General features: G+C 44.2%; 19 protein-coding genes and 1 riboswitch. Of the genes, 9 read left to right on the forward strand and 10 right to left on the reverse strand.

The window, feature by feature from the left end; all coding sequences use genetic code 11:
• Positions 1-96: 96 nt before the first annotated feature.
• The 4 genes from DR864_RS04230 to DR864_RS04245 are packed head-to-tail and all read left to right on the forward strand — an operon-like array spanning position 97 to position 3,732.
• Entirely contained in the window at positions 97-675 is a 579-nt protein-coding gene (locus tag DR864_RS04230) for a hypothetical protein (RefSeq protein ID WP_114065781.1), read from the forward strand.
• A gap of 27 nt (positions 676-702) precedes the next feature.
• Complete coding sequence (locus tag DR864_RS04235) at positions 703-1,890, forward strand: serine hydrolase domain-containing protein (protein ID WP_114065782.1); 1,188 nt, start codon at positions 703-705, stop codon at positions 1,888-1,890.
• Positions 1,891-1,918: 28 nt separating this feature from the next.
• Positions 1,919-2,956 carry a sensor histidine kinase gene (locus tag DR864_RS04240; RefSeq protein WP_114065783.1) on the forward strand — a complete coding sequence of 346 codons (1,038 nt, stop codon included), beginning with the start codon at positions 1,919-1,921 and terminating at the stop codon, positions 2,954-2,956.
• A complete protein-coding gene (locus DR864_RS04245; protein WP_114065784.1) occupies positions 2,956-3,732 on the forward strand; it encodes a LytR/AlgR family response regulator transcription factor in 777 nt (258 codons plus the stop codon). Before DR864_RS04240 ends, DR864_RS04245 begins: the two co-directional genes overlap by 1 nt.
• Before the next feature lie 50 nt (positions 3,733-3,782).
• Here DR864_RS04245 and DR864_RS04250 read toward each other — a convergent pair whose 3' ends face one another.
• Positions 3,783-4,865, reverse strand: coding sequence for a Gfo/Idh/MocA family protein (locus DR864_RS04250; RefSeq protein WP_114065785.1), 1,083 nt, complete (start codon positions 4,863-4,865; stop codon positions 3,783-3,785).
• A gap of 264 nt (positions 4,866-5,129) precedes the next feature.
• Between DR864_RS04250 and DR864_RS04255 the strand changes: the two genes are divergently transcribed.
• From DR864_RS04255 to DR864_RS04265, 3 genes are read left to right on the forward strand one after another with little or no spacing between them, the layout of a single operon-like run.
• On the forward strand, positions 5,130-6,704 hold the full coding sequence (locus tag DR864_RS04255; RefSeq protein WP_162793547.1) for a sensor histidine kinase: 1,575 nt from the start codon (positions 5,130-5,132) through the stop codon (positions 6,702-6,704).
• Complete coding sequence (locus tag DR864_RS04260; RefSeq protein WP_114065787.1) at positions 6,701-7,789, forward strand: sensor histidine kinase; 1,089 nt, start codon at positions 6,701-6,703, stop codon at positions 7,787-7,789. The genes DR864_RS04255 and DR864_RS04260 overlap by 4 nt, the downstream gene beginning before the upstream one ends.
• The gene (locus DR864_RS04265; protein WP_114065788.1) at positions 7,770-8,543 is read left to right on the forward strand and encodes a LytR/AlgR family response regulator transcription factor; all 774 of its coding nucleotides are present in this window, start codon (positions 7,770-7,772) and stop codon (positions 8,541-8,543) included. Before DR864_RS04260 ends, DR864_RS04265 begins: the two co-directional genes overlap by 20 nt.
• Before the next feature lie 5 nt (positions 8,544-8,548).
• On the opposite strand, the gene DR864_RS04270 is transcribed toward DR864_RS04265, so the two are convergent.
• Positions 8,549-9,028: a Fur family transcriptional regulator gene (locus DR864_RS04270; RefSeq protein ID WP_114065789.1), complete on the reverse strand. Its 480-nt coding sequence runs from the start codon at positions 9,026-9,028 to the stop codon at positions 8,549-8,551.
• A gap of 104 nt (positions 9,029-9,132) precedes the next feature.
• Entirely contained in the window at positions 9,133-9,699 is a 567-nt protein-coding gene (locus DR864_RS04275; RefSeq protein WP_229599515.1) for an alpha/beta hydrolase, read from the reverse strand.
• 459 nt (positions 9,700-10,158) lie between these two features.
• Positions 10,159-10,307: riboswitch (cobalamin riboswitch) on the forward strand.
• Positions 10,308-10,397: 90 nt separating this feature from the next.
• Here DR864_RS04275 and metE point away from each other — a divergent pair.
• Entirely contained in the window at positions 10,398-12,704 is a 2,307-nt protein-coding gene (metE, locus tag DR864_RS04280; protein ID WP_114065791.1) for a 5-methyltetrahydropteroyltriglutamate--homocysteine S-methyltransferase, read from the forward strand.
• A gap of 78 nt (positions 12,705-12,782) precedes the next feature.
• Here metE and DR864_RS04285 read toward each other — a convergent pair whose 3' ends face one another.
• The 7 genes from DR864_RS04285 to DR864_RS04315 form a co-directional block, all read right to left on the reverse strand.
• On the reverse strand, positions 12,783-13,487 hold the full coding sequence (locus DR864_RS04285) for a hemerythrin domain-containing protein (RefSeq protein WP_114065792.1): 705 nt from the start codon (positions 13,485-13,487) through the stop codon (positions 12,783-12,785).
• Positions 13,488-13,839: 352 nt separating this feature from the next.
• Positions 13,840-15,114: a sialidase family protein gene (locus DR864_RS04290; protein ID WP_114065793.1), complete on the reverse strand. Its 1,275-nt coding sequence runs from the start codon at positions 15,112-15,114 to the stop codon at positions 13,840-13,842.
• A 132-nt stretch (positions 15,115-15,246) separates the two neighbouring features.
• Positions 15,247-16,569 (reverse strand): DUF4374 domain-containing protein, encoded by a 1,323-nt coding sequence (locus DR864_RS04295; protein ID WP_114065794.1) that lies wholly within the window; start codon positions 16,567-16,569, stop codon positions 15,247-15,249.
• Positions 16,570-16,586: 17 nt separating this feature from the next.
• Entirely contained in the window at positions 16,587-18,995 is a 2,409-nt protein-coding gene (locus DR864_RS04300) for a TonB-dependent receptor (RefSeq protein WP_114065795.1), read from the reverse strand.
• 5 nt (positions 18,996-19,000) lie between these two features.
• The gene (locus tag DR864_RS04305) at positions 19,001-20,179 is read right to left on the reverse strand and encodes a PepSY-associated TM helix domain-containing protein (RefSeq protein WP_114065796.1); all 1,179 of its coding nucleotides are present in this window, start codon (positions 20,177-20,179) and stop codon (positions 19,001-19,003) included.
• A 6-nt stretch (positions 20,180-20,185) separates the two neighbouring features.
• The gene (locus DR864_RS04310; protein ID WP_114070144.1) at positions 20,186-22,525 is read right to left on the reverse strand and encodes a TonB-dependent receptor; all 2,340 of its coding nucleotides are present in this window, start codon (positions 22,523-22,525) and stop codon (positions 20,186-20,188) included.
• Between the two features lie 181 nt (positions 22,526-22,706).
• Positions 22,707-23,036, reverse strand: coding sequence for a DUF6686 family protein (locus DR864_RS04315; protein ID WP_114065797.1), 330 nt, complete (start codon positions 23,034-23,036; stop codon positions 22,707-22,709).
• A gap of 329 nt (positions 23,037-23,365) precedes the next feature.
• On the opposite strand from DR864_RS04315, the gene DR864_RS04320 reads away from it, so the two are divergent.
• Positions 23,366-24,580 carry a GTP-binding protein gene (locus DR864_RS04320; protein WP_114065798.1) on the forward strand — a complete coding sequence of 405 codons (1,215 nt, stop codon included), beginning with the start codon at positions 23,366-23,368 and terminating at the stop codon, positions 24,578-24,580.
• Positions 24,581-24,634: the final 54 nt, after the last annotated feature.

Consider the following 24,634-nt stretch of genomic DNA (forward strand, 5'->3'; position numbering starts at 1 on the left):
AATTCAAGAATGGTAATCAACCATTCACACCGCCTAAATTGGCAACTAAAAGAGCAAAAATGAAATTTTGTGGTGTCAAATCAACCAACAGTCACCATGAAACATTTTTTGCTCTTTTGCTTATCAATTGGCCTATTATCCTCACTTTCAGCCCAAAATCAAACACTTGTCGATGTATCAGCGGGTGTTCAGGCCTTTCATGTTCCCCTCAAAGGATTTTCGTATAACAATCCTCAACCCGTTGTGATGGCGGGGGTTCACCAGTCATTCAATACGCGTCAAACCCTCGGACTTACTCTGCGCATTGGCTACGCCCGTCACAAGTACCAAGGCGATGCGCTCTCACTTCAAGCCCTGTTTCAATACACTCCCGTGGTGGCCAATCATCTGGAGCTGGGCATCGGCATTGGCGGCGGGTATCGGTGGTGGTTTCATCCTTCGCGTTCGGTCCATTGGACAGGCTCGGAGTGGAAAAATGGCCGCGCCTATAAAGGCGTCATTCAGGTGCCGTTGCAGCTTAGCATGGGCTATCGGGGTATTTCAACCGTTCAGGGAGAATTTAGACCGTACATTGCCTATCAACTAGGTGCCCATTTTGGGTACACCCCCGACCTTACCCCCATGCCTACTTCTACCTTTTTAGTAGGGGTAAAATATGCACCCAAACAGCATTAATCAGTATTTTTATAAATTCATACAGACATGAAAAACTACCTAATCGGATTTGTTTTCCTCGTAATTACCACAACCGCCTGTCAGAAAAACCTCTATGACGACATGGTGGCAAACATCCCCGGCACCATTGCCGTCAATGCCGCGCATCCCATGAAAGATTCACTGACGGCCATCGTAAACCGTCACGTAGCCAAGGGAGTTCCAGGTATTCAGGTCATGGTCAAAAGCCCTGCGGGTTGGTACGTTGTCAACGGCGGCTACGCCCGAATTGAAGATAAAACACCCATGCAAGACAACATGGTGGCTTGGTTGTATAGCCTGACAAAAACCTACACCGCCGCGCTCACCATGAAACTAAAAGAACGGGGCTTGGTGGCTTTGGACGACCCCATTACAACCTATTTACCCGCTGACATCACCCAAAACCTCATCAACAGTGACAAAATTACGGTGCGAATGCTGCTCAATCACAGCTCCGGTTTTCCCAATTTCACCTCGTTGCCCGAGTTTCAACTACGACAATTTAACAACCCCTTTGACCAACAACCCCTGTTGGAACAACTGAAAACGGCCTACCACAAAAAACCTCGTTTTGAGCCGGGTACGGATTATTTGTATTCTAACACCAACTATTTATTATTGCAACTGATTATCGAAAAACGGTCGGGAAAACCTTACGGACAATTTCTAAAGGAAGAAATTTTGCAACCGTTGGCGTTGAACAAAACGTATTATGGCCTTACGGATCAACAAATTCGTTCGTTGGGCTTTCCCAATTATTATTTTGAACGCTACAATAACGGACAATTAGAAAATATCACCCAATGGAACAACGCCATAGGCAAGTCGATTGAAGGCTACGGCGGTATTGCCGCCAACGGCACCGATGCCATCCGATTTCTGGAAGCATTAAACGCCGGAAAAGTGGTTAGTAAAACATCGTTGAACGAAATGCGAATGTGGATAAAAGGGAAAGAATCGACCGTGCCAGACTATGGTTTGGGGTTAGAATACTTTGAATACAACAAAGGAGTACCCACATACGGACACGAAGGCGACAATATTGGGGCCACAACTCAATTGATATATGTGCCCGCTACCGATACTTATTTGTTCATTTCCATCAATGCGGGTCGGCAGATTTTTGGGCAATATTTATTCCGTACTACGGACGCAAAAATTGACCTTTGTCGGTTTGTTTCAAAACTGAATTAGTCTCGACTTTAAACTCACCAAATCCCTCATGGATAGCCCCGACGACCGAAAATTACTCTTACTTGGCCCTTTAGCTCTCTGGACAATTTCGACGATTTTCTTTAATCTAAACATGTTCAACGGGGTCGTGCCTTCGTTTAAGTTTCTGATTTTCGGGCTACTTTCGGTCTATTTTACTTGGATTTTGGTGCGTTTTTTGGTCTTTCGTGTACGGAGACGTTTTCAGGGTATCCCCAACACCCGCAAACGAATTTTAACGCTCATTGCGCTGATGTTTCCGGGAACCGTGGTCGCGGTGGGCTGTCGGGTCATTGCCCTCAAGTATTGGGTTTATAAGGACACCGCACTCACCGACGCCGACATCGACGTTTTGTTTATGACTGGGCTGAGTTTTTTCAACTTTACCATCATTTATTCCCTCTACGAAAGCCATTATTTTTTTCAGCAATGGAACATCGTCAATCGGCAGAAGGAAGAACTGGCCCGTGCCAATTTGGAAATGCAGTTGGACTCCCTGAAAAATCAAGTCAAACCCCATTTTTTATTCAATAGCCTCAATGCCCTTCAGGCGTTGGTCAAAACCCAACAGACCCAAACGGCCATGAAGTTTATTACCGATTTGTCGCAAGTATATCGGTATTTGTTACAAAGCAACGAGCAGACGCTCATTTCGCTCCAAAAAGAACTTGATTTTATGCACGCCTATTTTAGTCTGCTCAAAACCCGGTTTAGCAAGGGGCTGCATCTGGAAGTGAAAGTCAATCCGCAATGGCACAATTACCAGCTTCCGCCCATGACGTTGCAGCTTTTGGTTGAGAATGCGGTCAAACACAACAAGGTGTCAAGCCAAAATCCATTGACCATCAAAATCGAAAGCGTCGAAGAGGCTTATATTCAGGTCTCGAATAATTTACAACGCAAAAACAATGACTCGCTGCCAACCACCAAAAAAGGCCTTGTCAGTATCAGTGCCAAATACGAATTATTGCAACTTCCGCCCATTGATTTGTACGAGGATACCGAAAATTATATCGTCAGAATTCCGCTCATTAAACCCCAAGAATAATGAAAGTCGTCATTATCGAAGATGAAGAATTGGCCGCCGAACACCTCAAAGTCATGGTCACGGAAATTGACGCCAACATTGAAGTAGTGGCGATGTTGGAGAGTGTCGATAGCAGCGTAGAATGGTTTCGTACGCACCCTGCGCCTGATTTGGCACTCATGGACATTGAGTTGGCCGACGGACAAAGTTTTGAGATATTCAATCAAATTCAGCTTAAATGTCCCGTCATTTTTACGACAGCCTACGACGAATTTGCCATTCAGGCCTTTAGAGTAAATAGCATTGATTATTTGCTCAAACCCATCGAAGAAGATATGCTCCGACAAAGTCTTCGGAAATTTCAACACTTACGAAAAACGTTTGGGGCACTCGAAAACACCCTAAATTTGGACGAATTAAAAGCAATGCTCACCTCGCAGAAGCAGGTCAGGCCCAATTACCGCGACCGTTTTTTGCTCAAACAAGGGACCAAATTGTTACCGCTCCGGGCGGAAGACATTGCTTATTTTGAAAGTAAAGAAGGACTTACGTTTGTTAAAACCCGCGATAAACGTTCTTATTTGATTGAATATCCGCTCGAAGAATTGGAAACGATGGTCAATCCTAAGGCATTTTTCAGGGCGACTCGGCAGTATTTGGTGGCGCGGCAATCCATCGACAAAATTCAGGTTCATCTCAACGGTCGCCTCAAAATCACGCTTAAACCCCTCACCGAAGATGAATTAATTATCAGCCGTTACAAAGCACCTGAGTTTAGGGCGTGGATGGGAGAATAAAAAAGGAGTGCGCTCAGTTGAGTGCACTCCTCAAAACTCACTTTTAAAAATTACAATCTTACCACTTCACCCGTACGCACAGATTCGTCGCAGGCAAACGCAATTTGAAGGCTGTTGACAGCGTCGTTCATGTGATCAGTCAGGTCAACGTCTTCCACAATGGCTTTTAAGAAAAAGCTTTGTTCGCGGTTGCAAAGTTCCTGGTGGTCTGGCTCGTCGGTCAGGTTTATCCACTCATCTTCTTTGACAAACTGGTTATTTTCGTTCAACTCGGCGTGATGAAAACGCAACGATTCAGTCTTGGTATGCGCATCTACATTGTCAGATTTACCGCTGCCACCCGCTTCTTTGGCCACGATAGAAACACAGCCTTTGGGACCAACGACATCTTTGACGAAGAAGGCGGTTTCGCTCATCATCGGGCCCCATCCTGCTTCGTACCAGCCCACAGAACCATCCTCAAAACGGATTTGCAACTGTCCGTAATTATAATTTCCAGCGGGAATTTCTTCGGTCAATCGGGCGCCAATGGCCGATACCCAAACGGGTTTTGAACGAGTCATCTGGCACATCACGTCGATGTAATGAACACCGCAGTCCACAATCGGACTCAGGCTTTTCATCAAATTGCGGTGTACATCCCACATGTAGCCGTGGCTTTGCTGGTTGAGGTTCATACGCATGACCAAGGGCTTACCAAGTTCTTGCGCCAGTTCCACAAATTTTTCCCACGACGGATGGTGCCGTAAAATATAACCCACCACCAGTTTTTTATTGGCCTTCACGGCCGCCGCTACTACGCGTTTTGCGCCTTCGACCGTATCGGCAACGGGTTTTTCGATAAATACGTGACAGCCGTGCTCGAAGGCCATTACCGCAAACGCCTCGTGGGTGTCGGGATAGGTCGAGATACAAACCGCGTCAGGGGTTGTAGCCTTCAGGGCTTCGGCATAATCTGAGAAAAGCGAATAGCCGCCGCCCAGTTTTTCATTCAGGACTTCCTTGCTTTTTCCGGTTGAAACGATTCCGCAGATTTCGAAACCTTCGGCATTATGATACGCCGTTGCGTGGGAGGCTCCCATGTTTCCGCATCCTACCACCAGAACGCGCACGGGTTTATTGAGTGTTGACATAGATAGTTTGAAAGGAAAATGATTCTTGCCGTAAAAGTACAACTTACTACTTTACCTACTACAATTTCTTGGGGGTTTGAATTCCCGACATCCTCAGAGCGAATAGAATCATTGGCTTAGGCCCTCTCACAATTCAAGCGGTGTTTTTCTCAATTCATTCATAAAAATCTCGAAATAAAGGCCGATGATTTCCTTGTTTAGAAAATTGCCCCTTATCTTCATCCCGCAATGCATTATGGCAACATCATGTAATTTAACCTAAACGTGTTTCGACCCCGCTTTTTTTCACCTGCTGAGTGGCGCTATCATCTGCTGATGATGCCGTTGCTGTTTACCATCGGCAACTATTTCTTCATCGGAATGGATTATTTCCGTTCTCGGGATGCTTTTATCGCGGGTACAGTCGTGATTTGCGGGCTTTATTGGTTCTCTATTGTGTTGCTGACCATTGCCATTCGAAAAGTGCGCGCCATTGTTCCCGAACAGTTTATTCTTAGGCGCATCCTTATTATGATGGCTGTAGTAGGAGTGCTGACTGGATTATTGGCCATTTTTGATGTATGGGTGTATAGCCTAATTCCGCGTCTTTCTATCCCCTTCAGTTGGGCCAAAGTAAAACCTATTTGGATATTGGGAGCCGTGTTTGACGTTTTTATTTGCGTTGCCCTGAATTTGTTTTACTCGGAGTCTTGTCGAAAAAAAACACTCCAAACCGTGCGCCCAAACTCGTCGCCTATCAACACTTCTTCAAAAATAGACGGCCGCTTAGCGCTTACTTATCAGGGATGGTGGTCGGGAGTGAGTCCGCTTGAATGGGGTTTTCACGGGTTGGTCTTATTGATGTTGGTTCCGTTGACCAATTACCTGATTATTGGTCCAAATTATCTATCCGACCCATTGCTGCTTAGCCTTGGCTCAGCGTTGGTCGTGATGCTGTACATGCCTTGCGCCGTTTTATTGACCTTGTCGGTTCGGCTGGCCATTCGTACTTTTCCGCTTCTTCGTCAAACCCTTTTTCGGGTATTGTTAATGCTTTTACTGACTGGGACGGTTTCTTCTACGGCCGTAGTATGCTCGTTGTGGGTCATTAGTGAAATTGACATATTTGGCGTTACATTTTCCATCATGACAGCCAAAGCGTTCATTCTGTTGGGGTTATGTTTTGATTTTTTGCTTTGCCTCACCCACGGTTATTTCTACGCTTTATCCATGTGGCAACAAGAACAGGTAGAAAAGGAGACCCTCAAAAATGAAGCACTCCAAAGACGCTACGACACCCTGAAGGGGCAGGTAAATCCGCATTTTTTATTCAACAGCCTTACCTCTCTTTCATCCTTGATTCAGGAAGACGTAAAACAGGCCGAAAAGTTTGTGGATGAACTTGCTAAGGTCTACAGGTATTTGCTCCAAACCCACCAAAATCCACTCACCACACTCGAAAAAGAAATCAACTTTATCAATTCGTACGTCTTTTTGCTCAAAATACGCTACGGAAATGGCATTTCAGTCACAATTGACGTCGACAATACCGAAAAATCGGGTTATTTGCCGCCACTTACCCTGCAAATGCTACTTGAAAATGCCATGAAAAACAATACGATTTCGTCCAAAAAACCACTGAATATACTCATTCGAAGCACCGACGAAGGCCAATTAATGATTCAGCACACGATTCAAAAACGAATGGTCAGCATTGCAGACCCGCAAGCTGAATTAACCAATCTAGTTGGTAAATATACCTTCTTGACGGCAGAGCCCGTTTCCATGTTTGACAACGGCACAACTTTTACGGTACTCCTCCCCTTGTTGCCCAATTTGACCGTCAGCGAAGATAGATGAAATTATCATTGAAGCATATTCCCCTGCCTGGTTTTCGCATACGACAACAGACCAAACTGCATTTTTTGCTGTTGTTTTCGTGGTTTATTCCATTACTTACCTTTTGGATGGTTGGCCCCGACTATCTCAACAAACCCTTTGTTTTCATTGCAGCTACCAGCCTTAATCTTAGCATAGCGGCAACATGCCTCATTACCCTCGACTATTTTACGCAGCAAATCATTCAACGATATCCCGACCTCAACCAGACCAAAAAACGGGCAGGGTGGTTGCTCTTTACCTTTATGATTATCACTCCAATATTCATTTTGGGGGGTATTTTCTTGTACGATTATTTTCATCTGTTTGGCTATCATCACAATCCCCGCATTACCATACAAATTTTCATCTTGAATATCGGCGCAAACCTCCTTTCGGTAGGAATCGACGAAACGGTGTACTCTATTCATAAATGGCGGGAAAACGCACTTGAAAAAGAGAAATTGCAACAAGAAAACCTACAAAGTCGATTTGATAGCCTCAAAAGTCAGGTTAATCCACACTTTCTTTTCAACAGCCTAAATTCGCTTTCGTCATTGATTGCCGATGAGCCCGCACAGGCCGAGATTTTTGTGGACGAAATGGCCAAAGTATACCGCTATTTACTGCAAACAAATTCGCAGGGAGATCTGACCACTTTGGCCCATGAGCTCAAATTCATTGAATCTTATTTTCACCTGCTCAAAACCCGCTACCGAAACGGTATTCATTTGGAAGTTAATATTCCAGCGGCTTTTTATTCTTACCAAATTCCACCATTAACCTTACAAATACTGGTCGAAAATGCGGTAAAGCACAATGTCATTGTGGCAAGTCGCCCTTTACATTTGGAAATAACGGGACTGGACGGTCATTTCTTGCAAGTTAGAAATAACCTCCAACGCAAAAATACCCGCGTAGCATCCAATCAAATCGGCCTATCAAACATCATGGCCAAATATCAATTATTAACCCAATCAAAACCCGTTATTACTGACCATGATGGGTTTTTCACCGTTGTATTACCCCTAATTGTTGCGACGAAACATGAACGTATTAATCGTTGAAGACGAAGAATTGGCCGTAAAAAAACTGCAAAAATTAATTGCCGAGGCAGACGCATCGCTCACCGTGGTGGGCATTACGGCCAGTATTGAAGAATCGGTCGATTGGCTCGAAAACCACCCCGCCCCCGACCTGATTTTTATGGACATCGAATTGGCCGACGGACAAAGTTTTGAAATTTTTGAACAGGTCGATGTGCAAAGCACTGTTATTTTCACTACCTCTTATGATGAGTACGCCTTGCAAGCCTTTAAGGTCAACAGCATTGATTATCTGCTCAAACCGATTCAAAAGGAAGATTTACAAAGAAGCCTGAAAAAATTGCGCGATTTGCGCGGAAATCAACAGGCAGAGGGCGTGCCGTTTAGCATAGAAAAATTAATCAAAGAATTGCAGTTGCAACAGCAGCCTGTTGAGTTTCGGAAACGATTCTTGGTACGACAAGGCCAACGATTGTTGTCTATCGAAACCTCAGAAATTGCGTATTTCTTTACCGATGAACGTTTTAGTTTCTTCAAAACGCACAACAATCAAAAATTTCTGGTTGAATATACCCTCGACGAATTGGCGGAAAACCTCGACCCGTACCAATTCTTTCGGATAAGCCGTAGCGTGATTGTTACGCACCAAGCCGTCGAACAGATTCAGCCTTATTTTGGCAATCGATTGTCCTTAAATTTACACCCGACTTTCGAGAAAGAGGCCATTGTCAGTCGGGAAAAAGTGAGTGATTTTAAAAAATGGATGGGTAAATAAAACCCTTAATTGACATTTTTTCCTGCTTTATGGGGACAGAGTTCATCGGTGCAATGCCCGTAAAATACCAGCGAATGTTGTAAAACTTGCGTTTGAAACCAGTCGCCCACGGTATTTTCGATGGAACCCATGCGCGGGTCACAAAATTCTTTCACGCAGTGACAGTCCAAACAAACCACGTGGTCGTGCTGCCGACTGCCGAGCGTGCGTTCATAATGCGATGCGGGTGAGTTGCCAAATTGATGTTTTTTTATCAGGCCCGCTTCCGCAAATAGCTCAAGCGTGTTGTAAACGGTGGCCATACTAAGGTGAAAGCCCTTTTCCAGCAGTATTTCACGCAATTGGTTAGCGTCAAAATGATGATGGTCGTGGTGCGAATATATTTCTTCCAATATCGTATACCGTTCTTGCGTACGACGAAAGCCTTTCAACTCAAGAAACTGGTCCAGTCGCAACGTAGCTGCTCGAAGGTGTGAAGTGTGCATAATCTATAAATAAGAATAGCGGGTGCATCTATGCCACAAATTTACCTTTATTTAGATTAATTACAAACAATAAGCAAAGAAATCTTCTTCTCAAACGCAAAGAGCTACTTATTTTCAATGATTTTCAAAAAACCAATAACCGTTTGATTAATAATAGATTGCTGTACTTCTCGCGTAATTGTGGCGTTGTCGTCGCCCAATTGTGAACCGTAGTAACCAAATTGAGCGTGGTTTCCGCCCTTGATTCCAACCCATTGTGTGTTGGAAGGCAATTTCCCTTTATTTTCAAAAACTTCGGGCAGACTCGCCAAACCGTCATTTGTGGCGTAGAGTTTTACGACTGGCAATATAAACGAAGAAAGGTCAATGTCGCGCGGATGCGAGGTTCCCATCAAGATTAATCCCGCGAGTACGTTTTTATTTTCGTACGCAAATTGGGCCGCCATTTTGCCCCCCTGAGAATGCCCCGCCAACACATAGCGCTTGGTGGTATCAGTCAACGAAAACAAAGTTTTGATTTGTTGATATCCCCGCGTTGCCATACGCCAGGGCATTTTAATGATGTGGCTCTCAAAGCCCGCATCGGCGGCATGGCGCGCAATGGGTGCGTACGCTGAAGGCTCCACCAAAGCGCCCGGGAAAAACAACAAGACCGTTTTTCTCTTTGTCATGGGGCTAAATGAAATAAGCTGTTTGGTTACAGTAACGGTTGTCTGCGCAGTTGAAGTAAGCGTGTTTGCAGGCAAGTTTCGGGTTTGATACGAAAGCCAGTTCCAAAGTGTAAACGTGCCAACAAGGCTAAACCAAACAAGTCTAAACCAGTTTTTCTTCGATATTTTCATGACTTAGAGAACGTCGGCGAGGTAGTAAATGAAAGATACATTCCAAAACCAAAACGCCCAATTATTCTACTCTTACCCCCACGCTATTCAGCCACCTATTTTTTTACCCTTGTAAAGTGGGGCTTTTTTTCAAATTCTCAAAAGATAAATATTGTCATTTTATGAAAAAATAAACTACTTTTAAATTACAATTCAACACTAATATAGATTTTTTATCTATATTAATTTATATTAACAGTTTTTATATCTACATACATTTTCTTCTTCTATTTTTGCCAAAGTTCTTTCATACAATTGCCGTTTTGAGGTTTCTGACTTACTTTTTAAAGCATCAGAATTAAAAAGGAATCGTGTGTAAATCACGAGCTGACGTGCAACCGTAAGCAGCACCCTAGAGCACTGCGAGCCGAGACACTTGCCTCCAAACGTATTGACCGATGCTTTCACGATCTAAAGCAGTAGTCAAGCAAAAAGGAAGGACAATAAGTTACCCAAAATTTATTGTTTCACTCAACTCCTTTTACGAAATGCTAAAAAACAACCTTGGCTACCCCCGGATTGGTAGCCATCGCGAGCTCAAAAAAGCCTGTGAATCCTACTGGACAGGCAAAATCTCTCAACAGGAATTGCTCGAAGTGGGCGCGTCGCTGCGCCGTCAGCATTGGGAGCTGCAACGGGCGGCGGGCATCGACTTGATTCCTTCCAACGATTTTTCGTTGTACGACCATGTGTTAGATCTGAGCCTTACCCTCGACGCCGTGCCCGAGCGCTATCAGGCCGTTTTATCGGCCCATCCCCAAAACAACGCCCTCGACATGTATTTTGCCATGGCACGCGGCTACCAAAAAGATGGGCTCGACATCAAAGCCATGGAAATGACCAAATGGTTTGATACCAATTATCACTACATCGTCCCAGAATTCACCAAAAATCAATCCTTTCGTCTCGCATCTGACAAGATTTTCAATGAATTTGAGGAAGCCTTGCAATTGGGTATTTTGACCAAGCCCGTTTTGCTAGGGCCCGTTTCGTATCTGTTGTTAGGCAAAGAAAAAGAGGAAGGGTTTCATCGGTTAGACCTGCTCCCCAAACTGCTCCCCATTTATTCACAAATACTCGAACGGCTCCACGCCGCTGGGGCCGAGTGGGTTCAATTTGACGAGCCTTGTCTGGCGCTGGATTTAACATACAAAGAAAAAGATGCGTTGCGGTTGGCCTACGGAACCATTCGGGCCCAATTTCCAACCCTAAAAACGCTGTTGACTACTTATTTTGACGGCTTACGCGACAATATACTGACCGCTTCTCACCTATCTGTCTGTGCGTTACACGTTGATTTGGTTCGTTTTCCGAGTCAATTTGACGACCTATTGGTTGCCCTGAAAGAGCCCATGTCGCTGTCGCTGGGCATCATCGACGGGCGGAATGTCTGGAAAAATGACTATGCTAAGTCGTTGCAGTTCATCCAAAAAGCCGTAGCAAAATTGGGGTCAGACCGGGTCATGATTGCACCTTCATGTTCGTTACTGCATTGTCCAGCAGACTTAGCATTGGAAAAAGACCTGCCCCACGAAATCAAAAACTGGCTGGCCTTTGCCAAACAAAAATTGGACGAAATAACTGATTTATACGACATTTCAGTAAATAACAACGTGAATGTATTGACAGAAAACCAAGCCGCCCTCATGAGCCGTAGAACTTCGCCGTTGATTCACAAACAACACGTCAAAAAACGAGTAGCGGAGCTTAAAGAGAAGGATACCCAGCGCAAAAGCCCTTTTGAAGTACGACAAAGCAAGCAAAAATTCCTACTGAATCTTCCGCTTTTTCCCACAACTACCATCGGGTCTTTTCCGCAAACAGAAGATGTGCGTCAACTCCGAGCTAATTACAAAAAAGGGGAACTGACACCCAAACAATACGACACAGCCATTGAAGAACACATTCAAAAAGCGGTAATGTGGCAGGAAGAACTCGGATTGGACGTTCTGGTTCACGGGGAGTTTGAACGCAACGATATGGTAGAATATTTCGGAGAACAACTCGAAGGCTATGTTTTTACACAAAACGGCTGGGTACAGAGCTACGGCTCACGCTGCGTAAAACCGCCCATTCTTTACGGCGACATAGAGCGTCCCCGACCCATGACGGTTCGTTGGACGGTATACGCGCAGTCACTTACCCAAAAATACATGAAAGGTATGCTGACGGGCCCAATTACGATATTACAGTGGTCATTTGTTCGCGATGACCAACCCCGCAGCGACACCATGATGCAGCTTGCGCTGGCCATTCGGGACGAAGTAACTGATTTGGAAAAAGCGGGCATCAAAATCATTCAAATCGACGAAGCCGCCATCCGAGAGGGATTACCACTGCGTAAAAGTGACCGCAAAGCCTACCTCGACCACGCTGTAGAGGCGTTTCGTTTATCGGCATCGGTGGTGCGAGACGAAACCCAGATTCACACGCACATGTGTTATTCGGAGTTCAGTGATATTATTGAAAATATTGCGGCCATGGATGCCGACGTGATCACGATTGAAACATCCCGCTCGCAGATGGAGCTTTTGGACGACTTTGCTGGTTTTAATTATCCCAACGAAATCGGACCTGGCGTGTACGACATTCACAGCCCCCGCGTGCCTACGGTGGAAGAAATGATTGGATTATTGAAAAAAGCATTGACGGTATTGCCTGCAGCAAACCTTTGGGTTAATCCCGACTGCGGCCTAAAAACCCGTAAATGGTCCGAAACCGAAGCCGCCCTCAAAAATATGGTGGAGGCAGCTGGCAGAATACGTAGTTTGGTAGAACAGGAATCTTACTCGTAATGATTACTTTCATTGGCAAAGTTTTAGGCTTTGCCAATGAAAAGTTTGATAGCACCCTTTGTCCCTTGGTATCAAAAATCAATTCAAATTTCGCTCTAATTCCAACGCCATTGGCACCAGAACGTGGTCTTCAATGATGGCGTGTTTGCGCAGTTCCATCTCAAAAAGCTCCACCTGATTGAGAAAAATCTTATACGGCAACGGCAGCGCCTGATTGCCCGAATAGCGCTTGATCAATGTACTTACTTGTTCCAGTTCATCTTCAATGCAGGCATGAGCTTCCATAAAACCACAAATACTGAAGTCGGGGTTTGAGGCCAATTTCAGGGTGTTTTGTACCCCCTTGGAGGCCTTGATTAATAGTTGAATGTACGGGAATAAATCCTTTTCTTCAAAGCGAATATGGTCAATCAATTTTGCTTTATAATTATTAAAAAAGTAAGCCAAACTTGCCAATAATTGATAACTCTCACTGTACTTACTGAAAATATCCACCAACGATTGTTCAATTTCAGGTAGCTTTTTCGTAAGATAATACCTGTGCGTTGCCTGTAAATAAGTCAAAATTTCCTCAAGTGAAAACTTCTGCATCTTTTCAAAGGGAAAACCGTCTGAATTTGCATACAAATCCTGAATAACTTCCATTAATTCTGGATTCATACCAATTGTTTGGTGCAGCTCTCCCGACACCATACCAGGTTGATTCGAAGGCTTTACTTCAAACCGTTCTAATACAAGCTGATGTACCTTTTCAGAATCGATAAACTCGTTTATTGCGGTCATTATTTTGGGGTTTGAGTTTAAACAAAATTAAGAAAAAACAACCCAAAAAGTATAATTATATCAATATTTTTTTTAATTTTTCTTTACCTCCTTCCAAATTAGCCACAATCGTCTATTTTACTCCTATTAATTGCTAATTATTTGATAACCATTGGCTTTACTATGTTTCAACATATATTTTTTTCCTGCTTACTCACAAAACAACAACCACATAGCGCTTTAGTCAACTATCATCCTAGGGATATTTTTTGACCAAACTCTTACCCATATACGCTAAGTACCTAAAAGTTGAAATACAAAAAACCCAGTGAACTGGCAAAAACACCAATTCACTGGGCTGGTTGAAGAAATCCTAAAGGCGAACGGTACTAACTTTAATCGTATTCATTTTGTTGGCCTGCTTCACCTCATAAGCCACAATGGCCTGATTATCGGTCACCAAAACACTGGCATTGGTTCCGTTTTCGGAGTTTTCAACCCAACGTGTTTCAGAAACATTGTTGGGGCTAATTTTCCGAAGTCCAATCAACGTAACTCCTTCCTCACTTTTTTCCTTGACTTGTTCCCATACCACCACCGAAGCATTGGGTGCGGTCACGAGGTAGGAGTTTTTGGCCGTTGGGTTATCCAAAACAAACAGACGCTTCCCTTCGTTGGTCACCACGCGCAAACCCGAAGAATTGGTGGCGGTTCCCGAAAACCAAGAAATCAGCGCACTTTCGCCAAAAACACTGGAAGTCGCTCCGCTGTGCGGGCACCCTTTCAGTTGCCATTGGTCGTTGAAAAGAATTTGTGATTTTGAAAAAGTAGCGCCGTTATCAGCCGAAGTCATTTTGGCAATGTCCCGAATATCGTTGTTGTTGTCACGGTAATAAACGTTCAAAATCCCTTTTGAATCAACCAATAGGCTGATATTGCAACAATCGCATACCACGGGGTCGATGAGTTTTTCTTCCTGAAAAACGCCATTTTTTGTAATCACCATCCGCAAATCTCTTTCTTCGTGTTTGGTGCTGTTTTTTACATCTTTCAGGTAAGCCACCGCAATTTCGTCATTTGGCAATACCACGGCGTCAAAAAAACCTCTCACCAAAGGCGTTGGGTCACTGTCGACCGAAACTGGCGCCGTCCAAGTGTTTCCTCCATCTTTTGAAACGGTGTATCTAATTTGCGACTCTCTCTTGGGTCGACCGCCGCTCGCAGGAGCCGTTGTGGGTTTATCATGATTTGCGTGGCTGCCTTCGTGCGCCGTAGGAGCGGGTTTTTGCTCTCTAGGCGGCGTTGTTCCTCCCGAACGGAAAGAAAAAACTGCCGCCATCGTTCCATCTTTTTTAAACAACAATTTCGGACGCGCCAATCGGCCATTGCCCAAACCAGCATCGGCAAAAATCAGCTTCTTGTCTGAAAATGTTTTTCCACCGTCTTTTGACACCGAAAAGTAAAGATAAACCACGTTTTTATCGTCTTTCTCAGTCCAGTAAAGCACCGCTTCGCCTTTATTATTTTTGGCGAGCGTAGGCAAAGCGTAGGCACGACTTTCGTCGGCAAAAAGCGGATTATTGGCCCTTGAAGGGACGGTCACTGCGAGCAAGAACAGGGTGGAAACTAACAAAAAGAGACTTTTCATTGGGTATATTTAGTTATGAATTAAACGCTAAAAAAGCATTTCATTTAGACTCAGTAGCCGACAAATGTAGTATCTATTTGTAATTATTCCAAATAAATACAAGACCGTCTTCTCTACTTTTAATTACACAAATCAGAAAATACCGATGTAGTGATTGCCAGCTTTGTTGACCAGTTTTGCGCCTTTCGTCACCGCCCCTGTTTTTTTGTTAAAGATGTAGATATTTCCGTCTTTGCCTACGGGTGTTACGGCCACAAAAACTTCATCTCCGCTCACCAAAATACCCTGGTATTGTCCAAAATTTAGATCAGCATCGTATTCAATATTTACTTTTGTAGCGGTCTTAGCGTTCAAGTCCAAACGAGCGATGTAGCCTTGCTCGGTGCCATCGTGGGTATAAAGCGCATAAGCGATACCGTCGCCCGCATATTTCCAACTGTCAACGTATGCATTTTTAACGCCCAGCGCGGCATCTAAACTAAAGATGTACGAGTTATCATACTCGTTGTTGGTATTAATTTTAAGGATGTGTGAACCTTTGCTGTCACGCTGAGTAGCTTGGTAGATATTGCCATCTTCGGCCACAAAAGCATTGGGACTACGGTAGCCACTGTTATCGCCAAAACTTACGGTTGAAGTGATGACTTTCGGATTTTCGAGTGATGGATAATCCACTACGACTGATTTAGTTCCTAAGCGGTCGAAAGTACTTTCGGTAAGACCAGTGGCAGGGTTGTACTTACGCATCCATGTACCGAGAATGAGTTTGTTTTGTGCTTTGTTGAGTAGCGGAGCATCGAAACGAAAAAAACAGTGACCGTTTAATTCTTCTTCAGCAGACAAAGGTACTTGATATTGTTTATAACCATTGATCAACACTTTTTGAAGGTCAAGTGAAAGCACAGTAGCTGTACCTCGATAATATTGAAACGGCTTGGTTTTATCGGTAGCGTTGTTGGCGGCAATGCTTGCAATATTTAATGCAACCCCCGTTTTATCTCCATCCATCAGTTTTGACCAACGGGGCGTGGTGGTAGCATATTGAGAAATATTTACTGTCACGTCTTCCTGTACAAAACTTCCTGCTCCGCTTACTTTATAGCGGGCAAATTCTCCTCCATTATCTCCCGAATAAGCAATATTAAAAAGTGTATTTCCGTCTTCCGATGATTGTAAACGAGCCGTTCTAGTAGATTTTACAGGAAACCCTTTATCATAAACGCTTATTGACACATTCGGGTTTCTTGCATCTTCTTTACTTACTGAATACACAACCGTTCCGCCGTTTCCGTCGCCTGCGGTGGTTCCCATCAATGCACCCGCCACCGTTATCCATCGACTTTGGTTGGTAACGGGGTCAACATCATCGGCTGAATCCGATTTATCACAACTCGTCAAGGTAAATGCCGTAATAACTGTGGTGTAGCGTAAAAAATTTGTTAACTGTGTTTTCATTTGATATGGATTGATTATTAAAAATTATTGATTAAATAGTTGATTTTCAGATAAAAAGCTCGCCCAGGCTTCTGAACGGCAAAGTTGTCGTAAGCCTGCCGGTCAAAGAGGTTTTTGGCATCGGCGGTAATGACTAACTTATTGTTGGGAAAAGCGTAGCTCAAGCCAATGTCCTGAATGTACTGGCGCGGGGTTCGGAAGTCTTCAATTTCGAGCCACGAAGTATAAAACCGCTCAACAAAATGAAAACTGTAGTAAAGATTCAGGGCGGAATTCTTCAAAAACACATTTTTAAGCGTATACTGAACATTGCTGTTGGCGGTCCAGTACGGTTCGTTGGGAAGCTGCTTGTTGTAGTAAGGATATTCTCGACCATTCTCGTCGAATTGAACATTGAAAACTGAGTTAAATTTTGACATATTTACCCCCACAATCAGCTTATTATCAAACGTATAGCGAAAATCTGACTCAAAACCGATGGATTTGTTTTTTCCTATATTTTCATAAGGATTGGTTTGCAGGGCATCGTTAACCCTTGGGTTGATTCTTTGGGTTATTTTGTCGCGCGTGTCACGAATAAAGCCCGAAACGGTGAACGAATATTTGTGTTTTCCCGCGTAGAAAGTGCCTGCATTCAGCCCAACGTTTAGATTATTGCTCACCTCGGGACGAATGCCAAAGTTTTCTACGATATTTTCTCCTGGGCTTCCAAATACCTCATTTTCAGAAGGCAAACGCACCGCTTTTTCGGCTGATGCCAAAATAGTATACTGGGGCGTAATGGCATACGATAGGGCCATCCCGTATCCTTTGGCTGTTTTATGGCTGTTTGTTCGATTTTCTGCGCGTGTACTTTGTCCATCCACCGTTCGCAGCACAGGATCCATGCGGTCGATTCCCTGCTGATAGTACTTATAAAAGAGATTGTTTTTAAACTTTGCATTGAAAGCCTGTAACTCATAAGCCACCGACGTGATGTTTTTTTCCAGATTACGGGTCCCGATAAACTCCCGTTCGATTTCAGAACGCATAAAATCCTGTTCCCTTCGGTCAATGGCATAATAGATGTGATTCACCACAAAACGATGATTTTGAGTAAAGTCGTAATTAAAACCCGCTCTGAATGTGCTCACATTTCTGTTAATGTGATTGATGGTTGGGGCAGCCTGCTGAGCGCCAGTTGGCCTCAAAATTGGGTCGCCATTAAGGCCCACGCTTATTTGTCCGTACCAATTATAATTCCATTTTACGGTATCAACCACCACCTGACCACGTTTGCTGTGCATTCCGTTCACGTTGAATTCCAGTCCTTTGACAAGGAAATTTTTCTTGACATAATTTAGGCTGAATACATTGGACTGCGACTCACTGGTGCGTCCCTTGTAAGGAATAGACATATACGTGCCATGCTGGATTTCTTTATAATCATTAGAGCCATTATAACCAATCAGAAACTGGTCCGCCCACTTCACATTCGTAAAACCTACCTGCATCTGCCCACCCGTCGAGCGGTAAGCGTCGTCAAATCTTCGGGCCCTAACGTACTCATAGCGGCCATTCGGAAGAATATTTCTGACGAATTTGCCCCACACCTCGTAATCATTGTCTGAATAGTTGTGAAACGCCGACGCCCTAACCGTAAACCCCGTTTTTTCGTCACGGTAAGTACCGTTGAAATTGGTTTGAAAAGTATTGAATGAACCATACGAAACGGATGCCGTTAGGTTATTCATTGACCCTTTTTTGAGGATTACATTGATGGCTCCCCCCAGGGCATCATCGGCCAAATGGGCAGGGATAACGCCCTTGTACACTTCGATTCGCTCAATAAGCGCAGGCGGAATGCTATTTAGGCTAAAAGACTCACCGTAGGTCGAAATTGAAATACCATCAATAAAAACCCGAACTGAGTTGCCCGACATCCCGTTTAGGTTATAATTCACGGCCGAACCCAACCCGCCATTTTGACGCACTCTAATGCCTACTGTTCGGTCTAGCAACTCATTGGTTTGTAAATTTCGTTGTGCTACCTCCTTGGTTTCGATGACGTTGACGGCAAATCCCTTGGTCTCAATCTCCTTTTTCTCCGATTTCTGAATCACTAGGACTTCATTCAAATCAACGTTTTTGGGTTTGACAACGATGGATACGTCAATCTGTGACTTATTGACATTCACTTTTATCCTTTGGGTTTCTATCTCAACCGATGAAACAATAAGTTCGTCTTGCCCAAAGGGTACGTTTTTTAAAACAAAAAATCCGTTATGATCGGTAATGATGGTTTTATTGCTTTGGGTCAACTTTAGGCCCGCGTAGCCTACGCCGCCGTTTTCTATGGAGTACACCTTCCCCCTGATGGTAGCTGTTTGTCCCCACCCACTGAGATAAATCAGCGTTAATAATATTGTAATAAAAGCGATTCTCATGCTCCCTATTTAGTCAAGACCTGTTTCGTTCCTGTTGTATCGGTTGTCCTCATCACTTTTTTTTGGCGGCCGTTTCCACGGCGGCCCCACCAAATATAAAATCCCGTGATGGGTAAACTCGCCGCAATCAGGCTGACAAAAAAAGCCAGTATTTTACCCGCCAAACCCCCGATGGCCCCCACATGAATATCATAGTTCATCCGAAAAGTTTTATCGGCCAACGTCGCGTCTTTGAAGCGTCCGTAAATGTGATTTACGGGCAACTCTTGCAATGAGTATTGGTCAAAATAGCGGTAATCGGTTTTCCAAAAGGTGCCTTCTTCTTCGTTGATATTCACCGCAATGGAAGAAGAATCTGTTTCAGGAATGTGCACTTCCAACGTTTTGGCGTTGGGGTGTTCTTGTTGCATTTGATGCCAAATCCGATCAATGGCGGGGGCTTGTGAGGAAGGCAATACGGGTTGGGTAATGGCAGAAATAGGTTCCTCAAAAAGCAGGGATTTCTCCCCTCCTAGCCTCGTATAGACCGAACTCGCAAACCACTGAAACCCCCATACCAAGCCCGTAGCGGCCAAAACAAGGATGAAAAAAGCTCCATAAAAACCCAAAATGTTATGCAAATCGTAGTTTTTGCGCTTCCACTGCATTCCTTTCTTCCACCGAAACCAAACGCGTTGTTTGGCCGCTGCGCGGTTTTTGGGCCACCACAGCACAATCCCCGAAATAAGCATCACCACAAAGGCCAGCGTGAAATACGCCACTACGGGTTGGCCAATATTGGGAGGTAGCCACAGATAAAAATGCCCCTGTAACACAATCCTAAAAAAGTCGGCATCCATATCTTTGACTTTCAGCACCTTTCCCGTGTAAGGGTCGAGGTACACGATGTAATAATACGACGGGTCGAAGTGAAAAAAGATGGCTTGGGCGGCTTTGGCATTTCCCAAATACATAATGGCATGAAGGTGTTTTTGGGGCAACTCTCGAGTGGCTATCTCCTTCAAAACGGAAGGAGATAGCTGAACAGAAGCACGCGGCTCAACGTATCGGAAAGATTCGGTTGCATTCAGAATTTCTTCCTGAAAAGCGTACAAACATCCCGTAATGCTGATGACAAACACCACAATCCCCGACGCCAACCCCAGCCACAGGTGCAGCAGTCCAATGATTTTTTTGAACTTCATGGTTGATTAAAATTTATAACCAATGCTAAGACGGCTGTTGCGGAGTGGCTCGGTTTGCCAATAGTACGCGTTCAACCACGTATAGGGCGCGCCCGAAAACAGGTATTCATTCAGTAAGTTGTTGACATTGAGCGCCACCGTCAGGCGGTTGCTCTGCCACGACACGGCTCCGTCGAGGCGAAAATAATTGGGGAGCGCCTGGTTCGTTCCGTCAAATACGTACCACGACGAACGGTCTACTTGCCACTGATAGCCCAGCGAAGCGCCCAATCCTTTCAAGTTGCCATTGCTAACACGGTATGAAAGCCACGCGTTGGTGATGTGCTTTGTTGCCCCCGCTACGGCCACGCCCACCTTCTTTTCGTCGGTATCTTTGGTCACTTTTGCGTCGGTATAGGCATAATTTAGGGTCAAATCGAGGCCTTGGAGCAGTTGACCGCGCAGGTCAAACTCAACACCTTTGGTTTTGGTTTGTCCTAATTGAATTGAGAAATTCGGGTTGTTTGGGTCGGCGGTCAGGACGTTATTTTTGGTAATTTGATACAACGAAACGGTCGAATTCCAACGCCCACCCATCCATTCTTTTTTCAAACCAGCTTCGGTATTATTGCCAGTAATGGGGTCAAAACTCCTTCCATTTACATCCGCTCCTGCCTGCGGGATAAAGGCTTGGTCGTACATTGCATAGGCCGAAGTACTTTTGTTCAAAGAAATGCTCATACCTATACGCGGCGTAAATTTACTGCTTTTTACACTCCCAGAATATGGGTCATAGTCTTTAGCGGTGGTGTATCTTCCCGCCAAAGTCAGCCGAATTTTTCCATCCCAAAAACGCAACTCGTCCTGCACGTATAAGCCCGAATAACTTTGTCCATAATTCACCCCGCGACTCCGAAGGCTCTTCGAACGGTCAAACACTGGCAATGAATCTGCGGGCACCGTTCCATAAACTGGATTATAAATATTAAAAGGAGCCGCCCCTTTTAACGTACTGCTTTGTGCCCAATCGGCAAAATATTCTTTCTGTCCCATGTCCAGCCCCGCCAGAATACGGTGCGTAATCCCACCCGTTTTGACGTCGCCGTTCACAAAAATCTGGCCTATTCTGTTGATTCCCAAGGCATCCCAAATACTAATACCGCGCACAATTGTTCCGTCGCTTTTTACCGAACTGGGCCACATACTTGTCCCAATTTGGTTGTAATTGTAGTACGCTAATTGCCCCGTCAGCTTCCAATCTTTGTTAATTTGGTGATTCAGTATCAACAACAAACTGTGGTCATTGATGTTGGTCGGGTCTAAATTTGGCTCCGTCAGGGTAAAGTTTACGGGCAAGTGCTCGTAGGGCTTTTGCGAAAATACGTAGGCCGAGCCAATCATCGACATTTGCGAATATTGATAAGTATATTCGGCCGTCAACGAGGTTTTATCGTTGATTTTGTACTTAATCACTGGCACCACGGAATAGCGATTGTTAAATTCATAGTCGCGATGCGAGCCTTTCATTTGGCCCATCACGTTAAGGCGGTATTGCAATTTTCCGTCTTTGCTCAGCAAACCGTCAAAGTCAGCGGTGGCGCGGTAGGTATCAAAACTTCCCAAGGTCAGCGTCATTTCTCCTTTGGTAATGCCCGTCGGCTTTTTCGTTACCACGTTATAAAACCCGCTAGGCTCGCCGTTGGCCATCATAAAGCCCGCTGGGCCTTTCACAAATTCGATACTTTCAACCATGCTCATGTCTTCGGCAAGCGGCCCCCAAGGCATCTGTACATTCATACCGTTGCGGAAAGCCGCAATTTGCGAGCCGCGCATGTTTAGCAATGCGTAGTTGTCCCAATGTTCGAGGCGAGTCACACCACTCACGTTACGGGTTACCCCTTCGAGCATGTCAAAAATTTGTTGGTCGTTTATTAACGCCTTGGTCAATACCTGAATATTTTGGGGCGTTTCAATCAACGGTGTCTTCAACCGAAGCGAAACCGAAGGCATATCAGCATTGTATTTATTGGGGAAAGCCGTCACAACTACTTCTTCCAATTGACGCAGATTTTCTTTCAATACTACGTTTACATCCGACACCTGCCCCGCCGTAACCGACACGCTTTGGGTTTGGGTCTCCAGCCCGACAAAGCTCACCTGAAGTGCGTAATTGCCAGCTTTTACTTTTTCAAATAAGAATTCACCTTCTTGATTGGTGACGGTTCCTTTGCCCGCCCCTTTCAGGTTTACGTTCACAAATTCGGCCGCTTTACCGTCGCTCGTAGTGATGCGGCCTTTGATGGTTGCGTGCTGAGCCATTGCCCAGCTGGATAGTAATAATAATGCAAGGGAGAGGTAGATTTTCATCGTTTTAGTGGGGATACTGATAAAGTTCATTTTAATAAAAAGAGGTATGACTGATTGGTAAAAAAATGGTAAAAAATAAGTAGGGTAAAGTGTATTGCGACAAAACAAAACCGTATTGATGCCAAAGCATCAAAAACATAAAAAACTGTAATACAGACAGATACTTAAAAAACCAAATGCATCAATTGACATTTTTGAGCATTTTTCGCGCCTCTACCGTGAGGGCTACTTCATTCAATAGGGTGAGCAATTCACTCAGTTCGGTGTAAGAAAAAAGGAGATAAAAATTAGATAATGGCGTGTAATGAATAAGCTCTTTTCCATGCGGGGTTTCATAGGCTTCCATCATTCTTTTTTCGGTCAATAGTTGCCGAAACCATTCAAATTCGCTTTCATTCAAACAAAACATAATGTTCTTAAAAGCAATGTGATAAACCTTGCAGATTTCACATACGCCTACGTATCCGTACTCTTTTTCGAGAAGGGTTCTAAAGGGATGTTGGTGTGTCATAAAAGTGCTGTTTTAAGGTAAACGCAAAGCAATGGCAGGATGGATTATATCATTTCTCAATCACACTCTTCTTTTTCAAAAGTGAAATGATTAACTATATTTATTTAGATTAATTATAAATAATAGACAAAGGAAGGGACTATTTAGATTCAATCCAAATAATTTTATTCTTTTTTTAAAACCCTTCCTAAAAAACAGTTCTAAGCCACGACTAAAATCTGCGAGCTTTCATTTTTGTAGGTGTAGAAACCTTAATTTATGCAACATTGTTGCATAACAAAATTAATCCGCCCATATTTGCAACATTGTTGCATAAAAAAGTCTAAAGTATGAATAAGCAAAAGAAACTACCCGTTACGGTACTGAGCGGCTTCCTAGGAGCGGGAAAAACCACCCTACTCAACCATATTTTACACAACAAAGAAGGGCTAAAAGTGGCCGTGATTGTCAACGACATGAGTGAAGTAAACATTGACACTCAACTGGTTGAACGGGAGAATACCCTTTCCAGAACTGAAGAAAAGCTCGTTGAAATGTCAAATGGCTGCATCTGTTGCACCCTACGCGAGGACTTGATGATTGAGGTGGAAAAATTGGCCCACGAAAACCGATTTGATTACTTATTGATTGAATCGACGGGAATTTCTGAACCCGTACCTATCGCGCAAACTTTCACGTTTAAAGACGAAGAAAACGGCATTGATTTATCCCGTTTTGCCCAAATTGATAGTATGATTACGGTCGTCGACGCCCTAAATTTTGCCAAAGATTTTGGTTCGGTCGATACCCTGCATACCCGCGCCCTCAATGAAGACCCGCAAGACCATCGCACCATTGTCAATCTTTTGACTGACCAGATAGAGTTTGCCGACATAATCATTCTTAATAAAACCGACTTAGTTTCTCAAGCCCAATTAGGTGAATTAAAGGCGATTATCTCGTCTCTCAATCCAGTTGCTAAAATCATTCAATCTAGTTTTGGGAACGTTTCTACGGCCCACATTTTAAATACGGGGCTTTTTGATTACGATAAAGCCGAACAATCGGCGGGGTGGATTCAGGAGTTAGAAAATCTCAAAACGGGCAAAACCCATACCCCTGAAACGGTAGAATACGGCATCAGTTCGTTCGTTTTTCGCGACCGCCGCCCGTTTCATCCCGAGCGTTTTTGGCATTACCTTTCCAACGATTGGCACGCAGGCATTCTTCGTTCTAAAGGATTATTTTGGATTGCTTCTCGCCCCAACGAAGCCATCAACTGGAGTCAAGCGGGCGGCTCATTGCGTGCCGAAAGCGCGGGGGTCTGGTGGGCAAGTATGCCATTCGACCAACGCATTCGCTATGCAGCTTATGTTGACAATAAATCTATCATTGAAACCCGATGGGACAAGCGCTTTGGAGACCGCCAAAACGAATTGGTCATTATCGGACAAGACCTCAACCAAGAAATCATCGAAAAAGAATTGCAAGCCTGCCTGTGTACAGATGCTGAAATCAAAGCGATGGAAACAAACCAGGCTTTTACCGACCCTTTCCCCCTTTAATGTGAGGGGCTTCTTCCCTATTTTTAGGGCACTTAATCGGCCAAAAAAGTCAAA

Source organism: Runella rosea (genome assembly GCF_003325355.1).
Lineage (GTDB): Bacteria > Bacteroidota > Bacteroidia > Cytophagales > Spirosomataceae > Runella > Runella rosea.